Source organism: Pseudarthrobacter sp. BIM B-2242 (assembly GCF_014764445.1).
Lineage (GTDB): Bacteria > Actinomycetota > Actinomycetes > Actinomycetales > Micrococcaceae > Arthrobacter > Arthrobacter luteus_A.
Genome location: NZ_CP061721.1, coordinates 1 through 17210 on the forward strand (window position 1 = coordinate 1; position 17210 = coordinate 17210).

14 protein-coding genes and 2 tRNA genes are annotated in these 17210 nt (G+C 63.1%); 13 read left to right on the top strand and 3 right to left on the bottom strand.

Going from position 1 to position 17210, the window contains the following annotated elements:
* The 12 genes from dnaA to IDT60_RS00055 all read left to right on the top strand — a co-directional run bounded on the left by dnaA (nucleotide 1) and on the right by IDT60_RS00055 (nucleotide 13290).
* Nucleotides 1-1422: a chromosomal replication initiator protein DnaA gene (gene dnaA, locus IDT60_RS00005; RefSeq protein WP_164203784.1), complete on the top strand. Its 1422-nt coding sequence runs from the start codon at nucleotides 1-3 to the stop codon at nucleotides 1420-1422.
* Nucleotides 1423-1949: 527 nt separating this feature from the next.
* Nucleotides 1950-3074, top strand: coding sequence for a DNA polymerase III subunit beta (gene dnaN, locus IDT60_RS00010; protein WP_164203780.1), 1125 nt, complete (start codon nucleotides 1950-1952; stop codon nucleotides 3072-3074).
* 103 nt (nucleotides 3075-3177) lie between these two features.
* On the top strand, nucleotides 3178-4062 hold the full coding sequence (gene gnd / locus IDT60_RS00015) for a phosphogluconate dehydrogenase (NAD(+)-dependent, decarboxylating) (RefSeq protein WP_191080394.1): 885 nt from the start codon (nucleotides 3178-3180) through the stop codon (nucleotides 4060-4062).
* Between the two features lie 45 nt (nucleotides 4063-4107).
* Nucleotides 4108-5325 carry a DNA replication/repair protein RecF gene (recF, locus tag IDT60_RS00020; RefSeq protein WP_191080395.1) on the top strand — a complete coding sequence of 406 codons (1218 nt, stop codon included), beginning with the start codon at nucleotides 4108-4110 and terminating at the stop codon, nucleotides 5323-5325.
* On the top strand, nucleotides 5318-5875 hold the full coding sequence (locus tag IDT60_RS00025; RefSeq protein WP_191080396.1) for a DUF721 domain-containing protein: 558 nt from the start codon (nucleotides 5318-5320) through the stop codon (nucleotides 5873-5875). The genes recF and IDT60_RS00025 overlap by 8 nt, the downstream gene beginning before the upstream one ends.
* A 374-nt stretch (nucleotides 5876-6249) precedes the next feature.
* The gene (gyrB, locus tag IDT60_RS00030) at nucleotides 6250-8340 is read left to right on the top strand and encodes a DNA topoisomerase (ATP-hydrolyzing) subunit B (protein WP_191080397.1); all 2091 of its coding nucleotides are present in this window, start codon (nucleotides 6250-6252) and stop codon (nucleotides 8338-8340) included.
* Nucleotides 8341-8396: 56 nt separating this feature from the next.
* Complete coding sequence (gyrA, locus tag IDT60_RS00035; protein WP_164203768.1) at nucleotides 8397-11075, top strand: DNA gyrase subunit A; 2679 nt, start codon at nucleotides 8397-8399, stop codon at nucleotides 11073-11075.
* A complete protein-coding gene (locus tag IDT60_RS00040) occupies nucleotides 11072-11761 on the top strand; it encodes a DUF3566 domain-containing protein (RefSeq protein WP_191080398.1) in 690 nt (229 codons plus the stop codon). Before gyrA ends, IDT60_RS00040 begins: the two co-directional genes overlap by 4 nt.
* A 98-nt stretch (nucleotides 11762-11859) precedes the next feature.
* Nucleotides 11860-11933, top strand: a tRNA-Ile gene (locus IDT60_RS00045).
* Between the two features lie 69 nt (nucleotides 11934-12002).
* Nucleotides 12003-12119 (top strand): DLW-39 family protein, encoded by a 117-nt coding sequence (locus IDT60_RS23130; protein WP_208786652.1) that lies wholly within the window; start codon nucleotides 12003-12005, stop codon nucleotides 12117-12119.
* Between the two features lie 72 nt (nucleotides 12120-12191).
* Nucleotides 12192-12267, top strand: a tRNA-Ala gene (locus tag IDT60_RS00050).
* 69 nt (nucleotides 12268-12336) lie between these two features.
* Nucleotides 12337-13290: a DMT family transporter gene (locus IDT60_RS00055; RefSeq protein ID WP_191080399.1), complete on the top strand. Its 954-nt coding sequence runs from the start codon at nucleotides 12337-12339 to the stop codon at nucleotides 13288-13290.
* Between the two features lie 66 nt (nucleotides 13291-13356).
* Here IDT60_RS00055 and IDT60_RS00060 read toward each other — a convergent pair whose 3' ends face one another.
* From IDT60_RS00060 to IDT60_RS00070, 3 genes are all read right to left on the bottom strand, one after another.
* Entirely contained in the window at nucleotides 13357-14232 is an 876-nt protein-coding gene (locus IDT60_RS00060) for a glycosyltransferase family 2 protein (protein ID WP_164203760.1), read from the bottom strand.
* A 149-nt stretch (nucleotides 14233-14381) separates the two neighbouring features.
* Nucleotides 14382-15470, bottom strand: coding sequence for an IS630 family transposase (locus IDT60_RS00065; protein ID WP_191080400.1), 1089 nt, complete (start codon nucleotides 15468-15470; stop codon nucleotides 14382-14384).
* A gap of 46 nt (nucleotides 15471-15516) precedes the next feature.
* Nucleotides 15517-16500, bottom strand: a complete 984-nt coding sequence (locus IDT60_RS00070) for a hypothetical protein (RefSeq protein ID WP_191080401.1) — start codon at nucleotides 16498-16500, stop codon at nucleotides 15517-15519.
* Nucleotides 16501-16655: 155 nt separating this feature from the next.
* On the opposite strand from IDT60_RS00070, the gene IDT60_RS00075 reads away from it, so the two are divergent.
* A complete protein-coding gene (locus IDT60_RS00075) occupies nucleotides 16656-17201 on the top strand; it encodes a peptidylprolyl isomerase (RefSeq protein WP_164203753.1) in 546 nt (181 codons plus the stop codon).
* Nucleotides 17202-17210 lie beyond the last annotated feature (9 nt).

Here is a 17210-nt window from a genome sequence, read left to right on the forward strand (position 1 = left end):
ATGACAGTAGACGAAGCCAACCACGCCAATACTGTCGGAAGTTCCTGGCGGCGCGTTGTGACCCTCCTCGAGCAGGACCATCGCGTTTCGCCGCGGCAGCGGGGCTTTGTCATCCTGGCCCAGGCCCAGGGCCTGATCGGATCCACGCTCCTGGTGGCCGTCCCGAACGAACTGACCCGCGAGGTCCTGCAGACCCAGGTCAAGGACGCCCTCGATGACGCGCTGCACAACGTCTTCTCCGAGGACATCCGCTGCGCGATCGACGTGGACACCGATCTGGTGCCTCTCCACGTGGAGCCGGAACCCGTCGTCGAGCCTTCCTACTCACCTGACCAGCTCATCGAGCAGAAGCCGCAGCCCATGCTGCCGAGCACTTCGCACGAATTCGGCCGGCTGAACCCCAAGTATGTTTTCGATACCTTCGTGATCGGTTCATCCAACCGTTTTGCCCACGCCGCGGCCGTGGCCGTGGCCGAAGCACCCGCCAAGGCGTACAACCCCCTCTTCATCTACGGGGATTCAGGGCTCGGCAAGACCCACCTGCTCCACGCGATCGGCCACTACGCCCGGCGCCTCTACAGCGGCATCCGGGTCCGCTACGTAAATTCCGAAGAGTTCACCAACGACTTCATCAACTCCATCCGTGATGACGAGGGCGCCAGCTTCAAGACCACGTACCGCAACGTGGATGTGCTGCTGATTGATGACATCCAGTTCCTGGCCGGCAAGGACCGGACGCTGGAGGAGTTCTTCCACACCTTCAATTCGCTGCACAACAACAACAAGCAGGTGGTCATCACCTCGGACCAGCCGCCCAAGCTGCTGGCCGGTTTCGAGGACCGGATGAAATCCCGCTTCGAGTGGGGCCTCCTCACGGATATCCAGCCGCCTGAACTCGAAACGCGCATTGCTATTTTGCGGAAGAAAGCCCTGAGCGAAGGCTTGTCCGCCCCTGACGATGCCCTCGAATACATCGCTTCCAAGATCTCCAGCAACATCCGGGAACTTGAAGGTGCGCTGATCCGGGTGACGGCGTTCGCCAGCCTGAACCGCCAGCCGGTGGACGTCGCCCTCGCTGAGATGGTCCTAAAAGACCTCATCACCGACGACGGAGCCCAGGAAATCACGTCAAGCCAGATCCTGATCCAGACCGCAGACTACTTCAAACTCACCATGGAAGAACTCTGCAGCAAGTCCCGCACCCGGACTTTGGTCACCGCCCGCCAGATCGCCATGTACCTCTGCCGGGAACTGACGGATATGTCGCTGCCGAAGATCGGCCAGGAGCTCGGCGGCCGGGACCACACCACCGTGATCCACGCCGACCGCAAGATCCGGGAGCTGATGGCTGAGCGGCGTGTGATCTACAACCAGGTCACCGAGCTGACCAACCGCATCAAGCAGCAGCAGCGCGACTCCTGAGGCGTCGCCTCCATACCTTATTAACAGGTGCATGTGGATAACCCTGTGGATAGTTAAGGGGACAACCGCGCTTAATGGGCTTAAAACCCTTAAGCCGCCTGTGGATCAGCAAAATCCCAAAAATAGTTATCCCCATCCACAGGCTGTTTAAAACTCGTCAGCCCACAATCGATGAACAGGGCTCAACCGCTGGATCCTGCGGTCGGATCGAGTTATCCACAGTTTCCACAGCAGTTATTAACACTACTAATCCCAATTAATTGAGTTTCCTCAAATAACAATCTCGATCCGCACGCCAAACCGGCAGGGGCCCAAGGGCCCAAGCCGTCGACGGGGTCCTTGCCGGGGATGGGTTAATCGGCGGTCTTCCGGCTAAGCTGTCAGCAGCGCTCCCATCCTTGGGTTTCTTTGTGGTTCAGCAATCGGGGAACCATGCCGGTCCCGTCGTTGGAGCGCGACTACTTTTGGACTCCCTGCGGAGTTTCCGGTTCAGATATGGCAGCAGCAATGAAAGGCGGCACCCTTCCGTGAAGTTCAGAGTCGAACGGGACGTCCTGGCAGAAGCCGTCACCTGGACAGCCCGGTCGTTGTCTCCGCGGCCGCCGGTTCCAGTGCTGTCCGGCCTGCTTCTGAAGGCTGAAGCCGGCACCGTGAGTCTCTCCAGCTTCGATTACGAGACCTCTGCACGGTTGGAAATCCCGGCGGACATCCGCACCGAAGGCACCATCCTGGTCTCCGGCCGCCTTCTTGCTGACATCTGCCGCAGTCTTCCGTCCGCTCCGGTGGATGTTGAGACAGATGGCAATAAGGTCACGCTGACTTGCCGGCGCAGCAGCTTCCACCTGGCCACCATGCCCGAAGCCGAATACCCGCCCTTGCCGGCGTTGCCCACCATCAGCGGCACCGTGCCAGGCGACGCTTTCGCCCAGGCGGTGTCCCAGGTGATAATCGCGGCCAGCAAGGACGACACACTTCCCATCCTCACCGGCGTCCGCATGGAGATCGAGGACGATCTCATCACCCTCCTGGCCACAGACCGCTACCGCCTGGCCATGCGGGAAGTGCCGTGGAAACCGGCCACTCCCGGGATTTCCACCAGTGCGCTCGTCAAGGCAAAGACTCTCAACGAAGTTGCGAAAACCCTCGGCAACAGCGGCGACATCAACCTCGCCCTCGCTGATGACGACAGCCGGCTGATTGGTTTCGAAAGCGGCGGCCGCACCACCACGTCACTGCTGGTTGACGGCGATTACCCCAAGATCCGTTCGCTCTTCCCGGACTCAACCCCGATCCATGCGACAGTCCAGACCCAGGAGCTGGTTGAGGCTGTCCGCCGCGTGTCGCTCGTGGCTGAACGCAACACCCCGGTCCGGCTCGCCTTCACGCAGGGCCTTCTGCACCTGGATGCCGGCACCGGCGAGGACGCCCAGGCATCCGAAGAACTCGAAGCCCAGCTTTCCGGCGACGACATCACTGTGGCGTTCAACCCGCACTACCTGGTGGAAGGGCTGGCCGTCATTGAAACGAAGTTCGTCAGGTTCTCCTTCACCACCGCCCCGAAGCCCGCCATGATCACGGCCCAGGCCGACGCCGATGGTGAGGACCAGGACGACTACCGGTACCTGGTTATGCCCGTCCGCCTCCCCAACTGAGTAGCGCCAACTGTCGTTTTGAGTCGCCAAAACGACAGTTAGAGCGACCTAGTTGGGCTGACCAGTTCAGAACCCGCCAACCCCGCGCAGAAAAGAGAGTCACGTGCACATCGGACTGATCGGCCTAGGCAAAATGGGGTTCAACATGCGCGAACGGCTGCGCAAGGGCGGCATCGAAGTCACTGGTTTTGACCGCAATCCCGAAGTAACCGACGTCGCAACCGTGGACGAGCTCATCGCCGCGGTCCCGTCTCCGCGGCTGATCTGGGTCATGGTTCCGTCCGGCGAGATCACCGATGCCGTCATCACCGAGCTGGGAACCAAGCTCGACGCCGGCGACCTCGTGATCGACGGCGGCAACTCCCGCTTCACCGAGGACCAGAAGCACGGCGCGGCGCTGGCCGAAAAGGGCATCCGTTTCGCTGACTGCGGTGTTTCCGGTGGCGTCTGGGGCCTTCAGAACGGCTACGGGCTGATGGCCGGAGGGGACGCCGCCGATATCGAGCGGGCACTGCCTGTATTTGATGTCCTCCGTCCGGAAGGCGAACGCGCCGACAGCTTTGTCCACGTTGGTGGCATCGGTGCCGGACACTACGCCAAGATGGTCCACAACGGCATCGAATACGGCCTGATGCAGGCCTACGCCGAAGGCTATGAACTGCTCGCCGCCAAGGACATCGTCACTGACCTGCCCGGAACATTCCGTGCCTGGCAAAAGGGCACCGTAGTCCGGTCCTGGCTGCTGGATCTGATGGTCAAGGCGCTGGACGAGGATCCGGGGCTGGCCTCCATTGATGATTACGTTGAGGATTCCGGCGAGGGACGCTGGACCGTGGAGGAAGCCATCGCTAACGCTGTTCCGGCGCCGGCCATCACCGCCGCGCTCTTTGCCCGCTTCTCATCCCGGGAAGACAACTCGCCTGCCATGAAAATGGTTTCCGCCCTGCGCCACCAGTTCGGCGGGCACGCCACCCGCCCAGCCAAGTAGCAACCGCCCCGGATCCATGGGGGATCCGAGAATTCTGAAGACCGAGTGTACCTAGAACACCTTTCGCTGACCGACTTCCGCAGCTACGCCCAGGTTGACCTTCCGCTCCAGCCCGGCGTCACCGTGCTGGTGGGATCCAACGGAATAGGTAAAACCAACCTCATGGAGGCCATCGGCTACCTGGCGACGCTCAGTTCGCACAGGGTGAGTTCCGACGGACCGCTCCTGCGGTTCGGGACGGACCGTGCGCTGGTCCGGGCACGGGTAGTCCGCGGCGGCCAGACCACGGTGCTGGAACTCGAGATTAACGCCAGCCGGGCCAACCGCGGCCGGATCAACCGCAGCAATCCGGTCCGGGCCAGGGATCTCCTGGGAATCTGCCAGACCGTGCTCTTCGCCCCCGAGGACCTGGCCCTGGTGAAGGGGGATCCATCAAACCGCCGCCGGTTCCTGGACGAACTGCTTGTCAGCCTGATACCCCGGCACTCCGCCACACGTACGGACTACGACCGCGTCCTGAAGCAGCGCAACGCGCTCCTCAAATCCGCCCGCACCGGCAAGTTCACCGCCGGCCATGAGGCCACCCTTGATGTGTGGGACCAGCACATGGCCCGGGCGGGTGCCGAGCTGCTGCACGCCAGGCTGGACCTGGTGGAACGCTTGCGCCCGCATCTGGCCAAGGCTTACGCCCAACTGACAGACGGTTCCAAGGAAGCCGGTGCGGTCTACCGGTCCACGCTGCAGAACCTGATGGACGACGACGGCGGCGCAGCGCCCGTTGCCGGCAGCAGTTCCGCGGTGGCTGGCTCAGGCGTGTCCGGCTCTGCCGGAATTGAGGATCTACGGTTCCTCACCGTCGAAGAACTCACCGCCCGCTACGTCCAGGCTTTCGCGGCGTCACGCCGCAAAGAACTGGAGCGCGGCATTTCCCTGGTGGGACCGCACCGGGATGAACTGGAACTCGTTCTCGGGGAAGCGCCAGCCAAGGGATACGCCTCGCACGGTGAAACGTGGTCCATGTGCCTTTCGCTGCGGCTTGCTTCCTATTACGTGATGCTGGACGACGCCCGCACCGGCGGGTCCGCGCCGATCCTTATCCTGGACGACGTTTTTGCCGAACTGGATGTCCACCGGCGGCGTAAACTGGCGGCAATAGTCTCAGGCGCGGAACAGGTCCTGGTGACCGCCGCCGTCGACGCCGATATTCCGGAGGAGCTCTCCGGCCGGCGGGTGAAGGTTATCCCGGGAGGAATCGATGAATAAGGACGACAACGGCGGGCTGCAGCCCGGCCGCGATCCTGACAACATCGATGCGCCCCAGGCTGCATTGAACAGAATGCGCGAGGCCGCTGCAGCACGCGGTGAAATTCGCCGCAAGGCACCTCCCGCCGGCGGGGCCGCAAAAACGAAACGCGGCATCAGGGATACCCGGGGCTTCAGCCAGTTCCATTCCACGGGCCGGGATCCGCTGGGGCTGGGCAAGGTGGTGGGGCGCCTTGTCGCGGAACGCGGCTGGAGCTCACCGGTGGCGGTGGGGTCAGTCATGGCGGAGTGGGCCACGCTGGTGGGTCCGGAAATTTCGGCGCACTGCACGCCGGAGAGCTTCACCGACACCACACTCCACGTCCGCTGCGATTCGACGGCGTGGGCCACACAGCTGCGGCTGCTGAGCATCAGCCTGCTGGAGAAGTTTCGCACCGAACTCGGGGACGGCGTGGTCACCAGCATCCAGGTGCTCGGACCATCGGCACCGAGTTGGCGCAAGGGCGGACGGACAGTCAACGGCCGTGGTCCGCGGGATACGTACGGCTAGCCACCGCCGTCGGCTCTTGAATATTGGTCCGGCGGCGTGTAGGGCGGTCTAACGCCCATGAGGCGTATAGGCACCCGGAGGAGGGACCGCGAGGGCGCCCAAGGCGGGGCCAATGGCCTCACACAGGCATGTCGGCCCTCCGCGTCGGCCCTGGAATGCGGGTAAACCGCCTGATTCACGATAGAATCACATCAGATAACTGGGCGCCGGTGAAACGTTGACTGAGTCCGTTCTCCGCGCGTTTTCAGCAAGCGGACTTCGGTTCTTCAGGTCGACCTACTCGTCAGCGCCATCAGCTTGTGCCTGTTGGCGGCCGCTTTCCCTAGGGAAGGGCACCGCCGGCCATCATCGAAAAAGAGGAGTCGACAGCACCTGTGGCTAACGACAATACAGATACCCAGGAAATGGAACGCGCAGCGGAGGATGTCCCTACCCCCGACACACCCGCGGAGTCCGCGGCCCCACGGGAATACGGCGCAAGCGACATCACAGTACTTGAAGGCCTCGAGGCTGTCCGGAAGCGTCCGGGTATGTACATCGGCTCCACCGGCCCGCGCGGCCTGCACCACCTGGTCTATGAAGTGGTGGACAACTCCGTTGACGAGGCACTGGCCGGGTATTGCACGCACATCGAAATCGTCCTGCGGGCCGACGGCGGCGTGAAGGTTGTTGATGACGGCCGCGGAATCCCCGTGGACATGCACCCCACCGAGCACAAACCCACCGTCGAAGTGGTCATGACCATCCTGCACGCCGGCGGAAAGTTCGGCGGCGGCGGATATGCGGTCTCCGGTGGCCTCCACGGCGTGGGTATCTCCGTGGTCAACGCGCTTTCCAGCCGCGTGGACACCGAGGTCCGCCGTCAGGGCCACGTCTGGCGGATGTCCTTCGCCGATGGCGGCAAGCCCCAGGGCAGCCTGGTCAAGGGTGAGGAAACCACCGAGACCGGTACCACCCAGACGTTCTACCCCGACGCGGACATTTTCGAATCCACAGAGTTCGATTTTGAGACCCTCCGGGCACGCTTCCAGCAGATGGCCTTCCTGAACAAGGGCCTGCGCATCACCCTCACGGACGAGCGTCCGGCTGCGGTGAAGTCCGATTCTGACGAGGACCTTGATCTCGACGCCGTTGTCACCGACGGTGAAGTCACCGCCGATCACCGCACTGTGGTGTACCAGTACAACGACGGCCTCCTGGACTATGTGAAGCACCTGAACTCGGGCAAGAAGGTTGACGTTGTCCACGAGGACGTCATCGCTTTCGAAACCGAGGACACGGACCGCAAAATCGCCTTGGAAATGGCGATGCAGTGGACCAGTGCGTACTCCGAAAGCGTTCACACGTATGCGAACACCATCAACACCCACGAAGGCGGAACCCACGAAGAGGGCTTCCGGGCCGCCATGACTTCCCTCATCAACCGCTATGCGCGGGAGAAGGGAATCATCAAGGAAAAGGACGACAACCTCACGGGCGATGACATCCGTGAAGGTTTGACGGCTGTTATCTCGGTCAAACTGGCCGAGCCGCAGTTCGAAGGCCAGACCAAGACGAAGCTCGGAAACTCAGAGGTCAAGGGTTTCGTCCAGCGCGTTGTCACCGACGGCCTGGGCGACTGGCTGGAACGCAACCCCGGCCCCGCACGCGACGTGATCCGCAAAGCCATCTCCGCGGCGCAGGCCCGGATGGCGGCCCGCAAGGCCCGCGACAACGCCCGCCGCAAGAGCCCGCTGGAATCCTTCGGCATGCCGGGCAAACTTTCCGACTGCTCCTCCAAGGATCCTGCCCGCTGCGAGGTCTACATCGTGGAGGGCGACTCCGCAGGTGGCTCGGCAAAGCGGGGCCGCAATCCCGAAACCCAGGCCATCCTGCCGCTGCGCGGAAAGATCCTGAACGTGGAGCGTGCCCGGCTGGACAAAGCCCTGGGCAACGCCGAGGTCCAGTCCATGATCACGGCGTTCGGCACCGGCATCGGTGAGGACTTCGACCTGGCCAAGCTCCGGTACCACAAGATCGTCCTGATGGCCGATGCCGACGTCGACGGCCAGCACATCACCACACTGCTGATGACACTCCTGTTCCGCTACATGCGGCCGCTGATCGAAAACGGCTACGTCTACCTGGCACAGCCGCCGCTGTACCGGATCAAGTGGTCCAACGCCCCGCACGACTATGTCTTCAGTGACAAGCAGCGCGACGCCAAACTCCTTTCCGGCCAGGCCGCCGGCCGCCGCATCCCCAAGGACAACGGCATCCAGCGCTACAAGGGCCTTGGCGAGATGGACTACACCGAACTGTGGGACACCACCATGGACCCGGACAACCGGACCCTCCTGCAGGTGACCATGGACGATGCCCTCGCCGCGGACCAGACGTTCTCCACCCTGATGGGCGAGGACGTGGAATCCCGCCGAAACTTCATTCAGCAGAACGCCAAGGACGTCAGGTTCCTGGATATCTAGCCGGTTTATCCGTAGATATTCCATAACCGACATATACCTGAAACGGAAATTATAAAATGAGTGACGAGACACCCGAGAACCCGGCGGATTCCGCCGATCTTCCGGAAGACGTACTTGAAGGCGATGTGCTGATCGACCGTGTGGAGCAGGTGGATCTGCAGACCGAAATGCAGCGGTCCTACCTGGATTACGCCATGGCCGTCATTGTGGGCCGCGCCCTTCCCGACGTGCGCGACGGGCTCAAGCCCGTCCACCGGCGTGTGCTTTATGCAATGTTCGACGGCGGCTACCGGCCGGACCGGTCGTTCAACAAATGTGCCCGTGTGGTGGGCGAGGTCATGGGCCAGTACCACCCCCACGGCGACACCGCGATCTACGATGCCCTGGTCCGCCTCATCCAGGACTGGACCATGCGGTATCCGCTGGCCCTGGGCCAGGGCAACTTCGGTTCCCCGGGCAACGACGGCGCTGCCGCACCCCGGTACACCGAAACCAAGATGGCCCAGCTCGCCATGGAAATGGTCCGGGACATCGACGAGGAAACCGTCGACTTCCAGGACAACTACGACGGCAAGAACCAGGAACCCACCATCCTGCCGGCCCGTTTCCCCAACCTGCTGGTCAACGGGTCCTCCGGCATCGCCGTCGGTATGGCCACCAACATTCCGCCGCACAACCTGCGCGAAGTAGCCGACGGCGTCCAGTGGTACCTGGCCAACCCGACGGCCACACGTGAGGAGCTGCTCGAAGAGCTCCTCCTCCGCGTCAAGGGCCCGGACTTCCCCACGGGAGCCACCATCCTCGGCCACAAGGGCATCGAGGACGCCTACCGGACAGGCCGCGGGTCCGTCACCATGCGCGCCGTGGTCAACGTGGAGGAACTCCAGGGCCGCACCTGCCTTGTGGTCACTGAACTGCCCTACCAGGCCAACCCGGACAACCTGGCCATCAAGATCGCCGAACTGGTCAAGGACGGCAAGATTTCCGGCATCGCGGACCTCCGCGATGAAACCTCCGGCCGCACCGGCCAGCGCCTGGTCATCGTCCTCAAGCGCGACGCCGTGGCCAAGGTGGTGCTGAACAACCTCTACAAGCACACCGAACTGCAGAGCAACTTCTCCGCCAACATGCTGGCCATTGTGGACGGGGTCCCGCGGACGCTGAGCCTGGACGCGTTCATCCGCCACTGGGTCACGCACCAGATGGACGTCATTGCGCGCCGGACAAGGTACCGCCTGCGCAAGGCCGAAGAAGAGGCGCACATCCTGCGCGCGCTCCTGAAGGCCCTGGACATGCTCGATGAAGTCATCGCCCTGATCCGTGCGTCCAACACCACCGAAGCTGCCCGCGACGGCCTGATGCAGCTGCTCGACATCGATGAGCTGCAGGCCCGGGCCATCCTGGACATGCAGCTGCGCCGCCTCGCCGCCCTGGAACGGCAGAAGATCCAGGACCGGCACTCGGAACTCGAAGCCCTGATCGCTGAGTACAACTCGATCCTGGCCTCGGAGTCGCGCCAGCGCGAAATCATCAGCACCGAGCTGGCCGAGATCGTGGCCAAGCACGGCGATGACCGCCGCACGAAGATCCTGATGGGCTTCGACGGTGACATGTCCATGGAGGACCTGATCCCGGAAGAGGAAATGGTTGTCACCATCACCCGCGGCGGCTACGTCAAGCGCACCCGGAGTGACAACTACCGGTCGCAGCAGCGTGGCGGCAAGGGCATCAAGGGCGCGCAGCTGCGCGGCGACGACGTCGTGGAGCACTTCTTTGTGACCACCACCCACCACTGGCTCCTTTTCTTCACGAACCTGGGCCGGGTATACCGCGCCAAGGCCTACGAGCTGGTGGAAGCCGGCCGGGACGCCAAGGGCCAGCACGTTGCGAACCTCATGGCCTTCCAGCCGGACGAACACATTGCCCAGGTCCTGGACCTCAAGGACTACCAGCAGTCCCCGTACCTGGTGCTGGCCACCAAGCGGGGCCTGGTCAAGAAGACCCGGCTTGAGGACTATGACACCAACCGCTCCGCCGGGGTCATTGCCATTAACCTGCGGGACGGGGACGAACTGGTCTCCGCCCAGCTGGTCTCCGAAACAGACGATCTGATGCTCGTCTCGCGAATGGGCCAGTCCATCCGCTTCACCGCCACCGATGACGCGCTGCGCCCCATGGGCCGGGCCACCTCCGGCGTCACCGGAATGAAGTTCCGCGAAGACGACGAACTGCTGGCCGCCGACGTCGTCACGGACGGCTCGTTTGTCTTCATCGTCACCGAGGGTGGCTATGCCAAGCGGACCGCCGTGGAGGAATACCGGCTCCAGGGCCGCGGCGGCCTCGGCATCAAGGTGGGCAAGTACCAGGAGGAACGCGGCCATCTCGTCGGTGCCCTGATTGTCCAGGAAGAGGATGAGGTCCTGGTGGTTATGGAAGGCGGCAAGGTTGTCCGCTCCTCCGTGGCCGGCGTGCCGGCCAAGGGCCGCGACACCATGGGCGTCATCTTCGCCAAACCGGACAAAAATGACCGCATCATCGAGGTGGCACGCAACAGCGAACGCGGCCTTGAGGGCGAGGAATCCGCGGAGGATGACGTAACGTTGGCTGAAGACGCAGGGTCCCCCGAGGGAGCCGCAGAGTCAGCATCAGCACAAGAAGCATCACCGGCTGTTGAGTCAGAGGACGCCTCCGGCGACGCTGAGCCGAACGAAGACTACACCGGAGGTAACGAGTGAGTAATCCCGACTCATATCCCAAGCCGAGCAGCACCGTTCCCGGCGGAACCCCGCAACCCGCGGCCGCTCCCCGGGTGAACGCGCCCACCCGCCCGCAGCAGAGGCCGGGAGCTCCCGCCAGTGCCCCTGCCGGCGCACCCGGCCAGCGTCCCTCGCAGGGTCAGCCGGCGCAGGGTCAGCCCGGCCAGCGGCCCGTTCAAAGCCAGCCAGGGCAACGTCCCGTGCAGGGCCAGCCCGGCCAGCGCCCGGCAGGTGCCGGTGTCCGCCCCGGGCAGGGACAGACCGCCCAGCCCGGCCTGGTCAAGCCTGCTCCCAAAGCCAAGGTCAGGCGTGCCCGGCTGCTGGTCAGCAAGGTGGATCCCTGGTCCGTGCTGAAAATGGCGTTCCTGCTCTCCGTGGCGTTGGGAATCGTCACTGTAGTGGCTGCGATCGTGCTGTGGACGGTCCTGGACCTTACGGGGATCTTTGACCAGGTGGACAGCCTCCTGGGCACGCTGGCAGGTTCCGAAGGCGGCGGCTTTGAACTCAAGAAGGTCGCATCCTTGGGCCAGGTGGCTTCCTTTGCAACCATCATCGCTGTGGTGAACGTTGTCCTGCTGACGGCGCTGTCCATGCTGTCCGCAGTGCTGTACAACATCTCCGCCACCCTCGTGGGCGGCATCGGCGTGACCCTCACGGACGACTGAAATCCTCAATTTCGCCGGATATTTTCCGGCGAAAAGCCTCGATTTGAGATCGGGCCGGGATGTGCTGTACAGTCATATCTCGGCCCGATGAGGCATCGGGGCGTATAGCTCAGGCGGTTAGAGCGCTTCGCTGATAACGAAGAGGTCCCAGGTTCAAGTCCTGGTACGCCCACGGAACCTGTGCAGGTTTCATGGAAGGTTCGGTTTGCTTAGCGGCAGGCAGGGCCGGAACGGGGTGCATGTGAAGAAGTTGCTGGTACTCGCAGCTGCGGTCGCAGGCGTCCTGCTCTACAGGAAAGCACAGGAATCCGAAGCCCGGAAAACAGTCTGGAGCGAGTCGACGGATCAGGTCGACTAGGCCGGATCGCCGGAACGGAAGCTGGCTAAAGGCTTCAAGGTTCTAGGGTATGATTGACGGGTTGCTTCTTATGGGGGCATGGCGCAATTGGTAGCGCACCTGCTTTGCAAGCAGGGGGTTCGGGGTTCGAGTCCCCGTGCCTCCACCATAAGAGAGTCCCGGACAGCGGAAACGCTGTCCGGGACTTTTCGTTTGTGCCTGACAGTAGGGTTGAACAGTGAATCTCCTTTTTGCAGCCCTCGGGGTGCTGGGTGTGGCCTCCTCCGGGCCACTGATCGCCGCTACCCTCGGAGCCACCACAGTCAGTGCCCTCGCCATCGCCTTCTGGCGCAACGCGATCGCAGCGGCCGTGATGGCCACTCCCACACTGGTCCGCGAACCCCGGCAGTTCGGCCGCATCACCGGACCTGAGTTCCGCTGGGCCCTGCTGGCCGCCATCGCCCTTGCCCTGCACTTCGCCTGCTTTATCACCTCCCTGCAACTCACCTCCGTTGCTGCTGCCACCGCCCTGGTGTGCCTGCAGTCGGCATGGATCGCCGTCTTCCAGCTCTTCCGCGGCACCAGGCACCGCTGGCAGGTGCTGGCAGGGCTGGGGATAGCCTTTGGCGGCGTCGTTGCCATCACAGGGTTCGACATGGGATCCTCGCCGGATGCCTTCCTGGGCGATGTCCTGGCCGTGGCCGGAGGGGCGCTGGCCGGCCTTTATACGCTGGCTGGCGGCAAGGCCCGGCAGACCATGTCAACGGGGACCTACACCACGCTCTGCTACGGCATGTGCGCCGCCGTTGTGGCGGTGCTGGCGCTGTTGAGCGGCCAGCCGCTGGTGGGGTTCGACGCCGCAGGCTGGCTTGGGATCCTGGCGATCACTGTGTGCGCCCAGCTAGTTGGCCATACCGCGTTTAACCATCTGCTCGCCACCATGAGCCCGCTGCTGGTATCGATGATCATCCTGCTGGAGATCCCCGGCGCGGCTCTTCTGGCGGCAGTGTTCTTGAACGAGACGCTTCCGGCCGGGACGTACGCCGGACTGGCGCTTATCCTCGTGGGCCTAGCCGTGGTGGTGATGGGCCAGAAGTCCGGCTTCAGCCGGAAGCGGCGTGCCGCGGCCGCCGCGGGCACTCAGGCAGGAGAACCGCCGTCGGACCGTCTTGCCGAACTGGGAACCGACTGAATTGGGAACCGGCTGAGCCGGGAACGCGTTGGCGTTGCCGCCCGCCGAAAGGGCAGTTGCCCCCGGCTACTGTCCGCCGCGGCGGACCGGCTGCGCGGTGTTGACCGTGTGGATGGCCCGCAGGAGTTTGGCCGGGAAGTACACGGAGAAAAACACCACCATGGGGGCCTTGAGGGCCATCTTCTTGACGTTGTGCGCTTTGTACGTGCGGTCGAAGCGGGTCACGTAGTAGCGGTAGTCCCGCGGTGAGTCTTCCAGCCTGCGGGCGGACATACCGGAGACCATCTGCGGCCAGTACTGGACTTTGAGTTCGTGGTCGGCGAGGTGCAGGGAGAGATCGATGTCCTCGTGCATCTCATCCTTCTCATCGCGGCAGGTTTCATCCCGGATGGTTTCCCAGGCGGTGGCACGCAGGGCCATGTTGGAACCGAAGAGGAAGTGGTACTGGTGCTTGGCCAGCTTCAGCATCAGTTGGCGCATCTTGTCGTCGGCTTTGAGGCCGAATCGGCGCATGGGCATGTCGTAATAGACCACCGGGCCGGTTGCCGCCTGCACTGACGGGTCCTGGAATGCCTTCTGGACCTGTTCTACCCAGTCCGGTTCCACCACGGAGTCCGCGTCGATGCGGCCCAGGATGTCGCCGGTGGCGTGGTTCAGGCCAAAATTTCGGGTCGGGATGAGGCCCTGGTCCCGGTCCTGGCTGAGCAGGATGATGGGGCTTTCCGGATACTCCAGCTGCATCTGCGCCACAATCGCTGCGGTACGGTCCGTGGAGAGATTGTCCACCACGATGATTTCGTGGGCCGGCACTGATTGGTAAACGGCAGCGATCAGGCACTGCCGGATGACACTTTCCTCGTTGTAAGCCGGGATCACAATGGACACGCGCGGCAGCTGTGCTGCGTCGTTCAAGGCATCCCCGGAGGATTTATCGGCTGACATCAGTCCAAATTTAGCACCCATCGGGGTTCTCCCCGGCGGAGACCGGGCCGGGCCCGGGCAAACTCCGGGAAAACACTGAAGGGGTCCCGCGCCAGGCGGAACCCCTTCAGTGGACAACGCGTTAGCGCCGGAATAACTAGTGGTGTGTCTCAGTTTTGTTTGATGGTTTCGAGGGCGACGCGGCCGCGGGCTACTTTTTTGAGGATTGATTCTGCGGTCGCGGTCCAGACCAGGGGTTTGGGTTCGGTGTTGTGGGCGGCGAGGTAGTCCTCGATTTTGGTGATCAGGTCCGGGACGGAATGGAACGCTCCGCGGCGCAGGGCCTTGTCGGTGAGTTCCCGGAACCAGCGCTCGACCAGGTTCAGCCACGAGGACGACGTAGGCGTGAAATGTAGCTGGAACCGCGGATTTTTCGCCAGCCACGCCTTCACATCCGGATGCTTGTGGGTGGCGTAGTTGTCCAGGATCAGGTGGACATACAGGCCCCGCGGGACTTCCTTATTGATGGTCCTCAGGAATACCAGGAACTCCTCGTGCCGGTGTTTGGGCAGGCAGGAACCGATGACTTTTCCGGTCGCCACGTCCAGGGCCGCGAATAAGGTGGTCGTGCCGTTGCGTTTGTAGTCATGCGTCATCGTCTCCGCCCTGCCCCTCGTCATCGGCAGCGACGGCTGCGTCCGGTCAAGGGCCTGGATCGAGGACTTCTCGTCCATGCACAGCACGATCGCCTTCTCCGGCGGATTCAAATACAGGCCAACGACGTCAATGAGTTTTTCCTCAAACCGCGGATCGTTGGAGAGCTTGAAGGTATCTACCAGATGCGGCTTCAAGCCCCGGGCCGCCCAGATTCGCTGCACCTGCGCCGGGGATACCCCGACCATCGCCGCCATCGTCCGCACCGACCAGTGCGTCTGTCCTTCGGGCCTGGAATTACGCGTCAGATCAACAATCTCGTCGATCTTGGACTGCGGAATGACCGGCTTACGGCCCCGCCCCGGACGAACCTCACCCAGATGAGCGAGGCCATCCTCTGCGAACCGGGCCCGCCACGACCTGACCGTCGCCGGACTCACACCAACCACCCCCGCGATCCACTCGCTCGCCAGCCCCTCCGCAGCCATTAGCAGAACCTGCGCCCGCTGCACCTCCCGGTGCGACGCCGTCCGGGACCTGGAAAGCCTCTCCAGAAGCGCCCGCTGGGCATCAGAAACCACCAAAGCAGGAGCGCGATTCGACATACCACAATATTAACAGCCCACAACTAGCTATTTTGGAGACACACCACTAGATGGTGTTCTTGTCCGCGGAACCGTTCATGTTGGACGCGATGTTCTTCATGGCTGTTTTGGCGTCCGTGGAACCCTTGGCCTCGGCGTCGCCTGACTCATCGGCCAGGTGCCTGGCCTTGTCAGCAGCCTCGTCCGCGGTGTCCTTGGCTTCTCCGGCAACGTCCTCTGCCTTCTCAGCAACAGCGCCTGTGGCTGAAGCCGTGGCAGCTGCAGCCTTGGCCGCGGCGTCCTCTGTAGTGTCCTTCGCATCGGTCACCGTGGTGGCGGGAACCGGAGCCGGGGTGGGCGTCACCGGTGAGGGTGTCTTCCAAGGATCCTCTACAGGCTTGGACGCCTTCCAGGCGGCAACCCCCGCGGCTACGGCGGCCGCGATGATGCCGAATACCAGCCAGCCGCGCTTCTTCGGCTTCTGAGGCTCCGCGATCTGGATGCCCACAGCCTTGCCTGCTTCATGTGCAGCGGCGCGGAACTGCGTGCCGGCTGTCTGTGCCTGCTCCTGGAGGGCATGCACCACACCGGAGTCGGTCAATTTCTTCGCCACAGCATCCACATGCGTGGGAGCTTTTTCCAGTGTCCGGTGCACAGCCTCGGAGGCGTGGCCGATCTGGTCCGAGAGACGCGGCAGGTATTCCACCACCACGCGGTCCCGGGCGTTCAGGATGACGGGGGCAGCTTTGTCCACGGCGTCATGCAGCCGCGGGGTGGTGCCCTCCACGGCGTCATGGATCTTCGGAGCAAGGTGCGCCAGACCGTCCTGGATGCGCGGTGTCACTGTTGCGACGCCGTCGGCCAGGTTGTGGGCTGCGGTTTTGAGCCCCTCCTGGATTCGGGGGGATGCGGTGTCCAGGCTGTGCTGCAGGCGCGGGACTGCCCAATCCACTGCTGCTTCCACGCGGGGGGATGCCCAGTCCTTCGCATACTCAACTGCGTTGTTGACTGACTGTTCAAGGTCACGGGCAATACGATCCGATTTCTTCACAACTACCTCCCGATTAATGTGACGGTTCTGTTGTTAGCCTACGTGGATTGACCTGCACCGGCTATTCTTCCAAGGGATTTACGGCTGATTTCACCCAGCGCGGAACTGCCGGTGCAGCAGCTTTCCGCGTTGACCTGCCGTGAAAGAATGGGCCTATGACTGCCATCGCAACTGCAAAAGCAACCATCCACACCAGCCTCGGCGACATCGTCGTCAACCTCTTCGGCAACCACGCGCCCAAGACGGTCAAGAACTTTGTTGGCCTGGCCACCGGCGAGCAGGCCTGGACCCACCCCGAGACCGGCGAGGACAAGACCGGCACGCCGCTGTACAACGGCACCATCTTCCACCGCATCATCAAGGACTTCATGATCCAGGCCGGCGATCCCCTGGGCCGCGGCGTCGGCGGACCCGGCTACAAGTTCGACGACGAAATCCACCCGGAGCTCAGCTTCAACCAGCCCTACAAGCTGGCCATGGCCAACGCAGGCATCCAGATGGGCAAGGGAACCAACGGTTCACAGTTCTTCATCACCACCATCCCCACCGACTGGCTGCAGGGCAAGCACAGCATCTTCGGCGAGGTCGCCGACGACGAATCCAAGAAGGTCGTCGACGCCATCGAGGGCGTCCGTACCGGCATGGGCGACCGTCCGGTGGAGGATGTCACCATCAACAGCATTGACATCGAACAGCTCTAACCTCGTCGC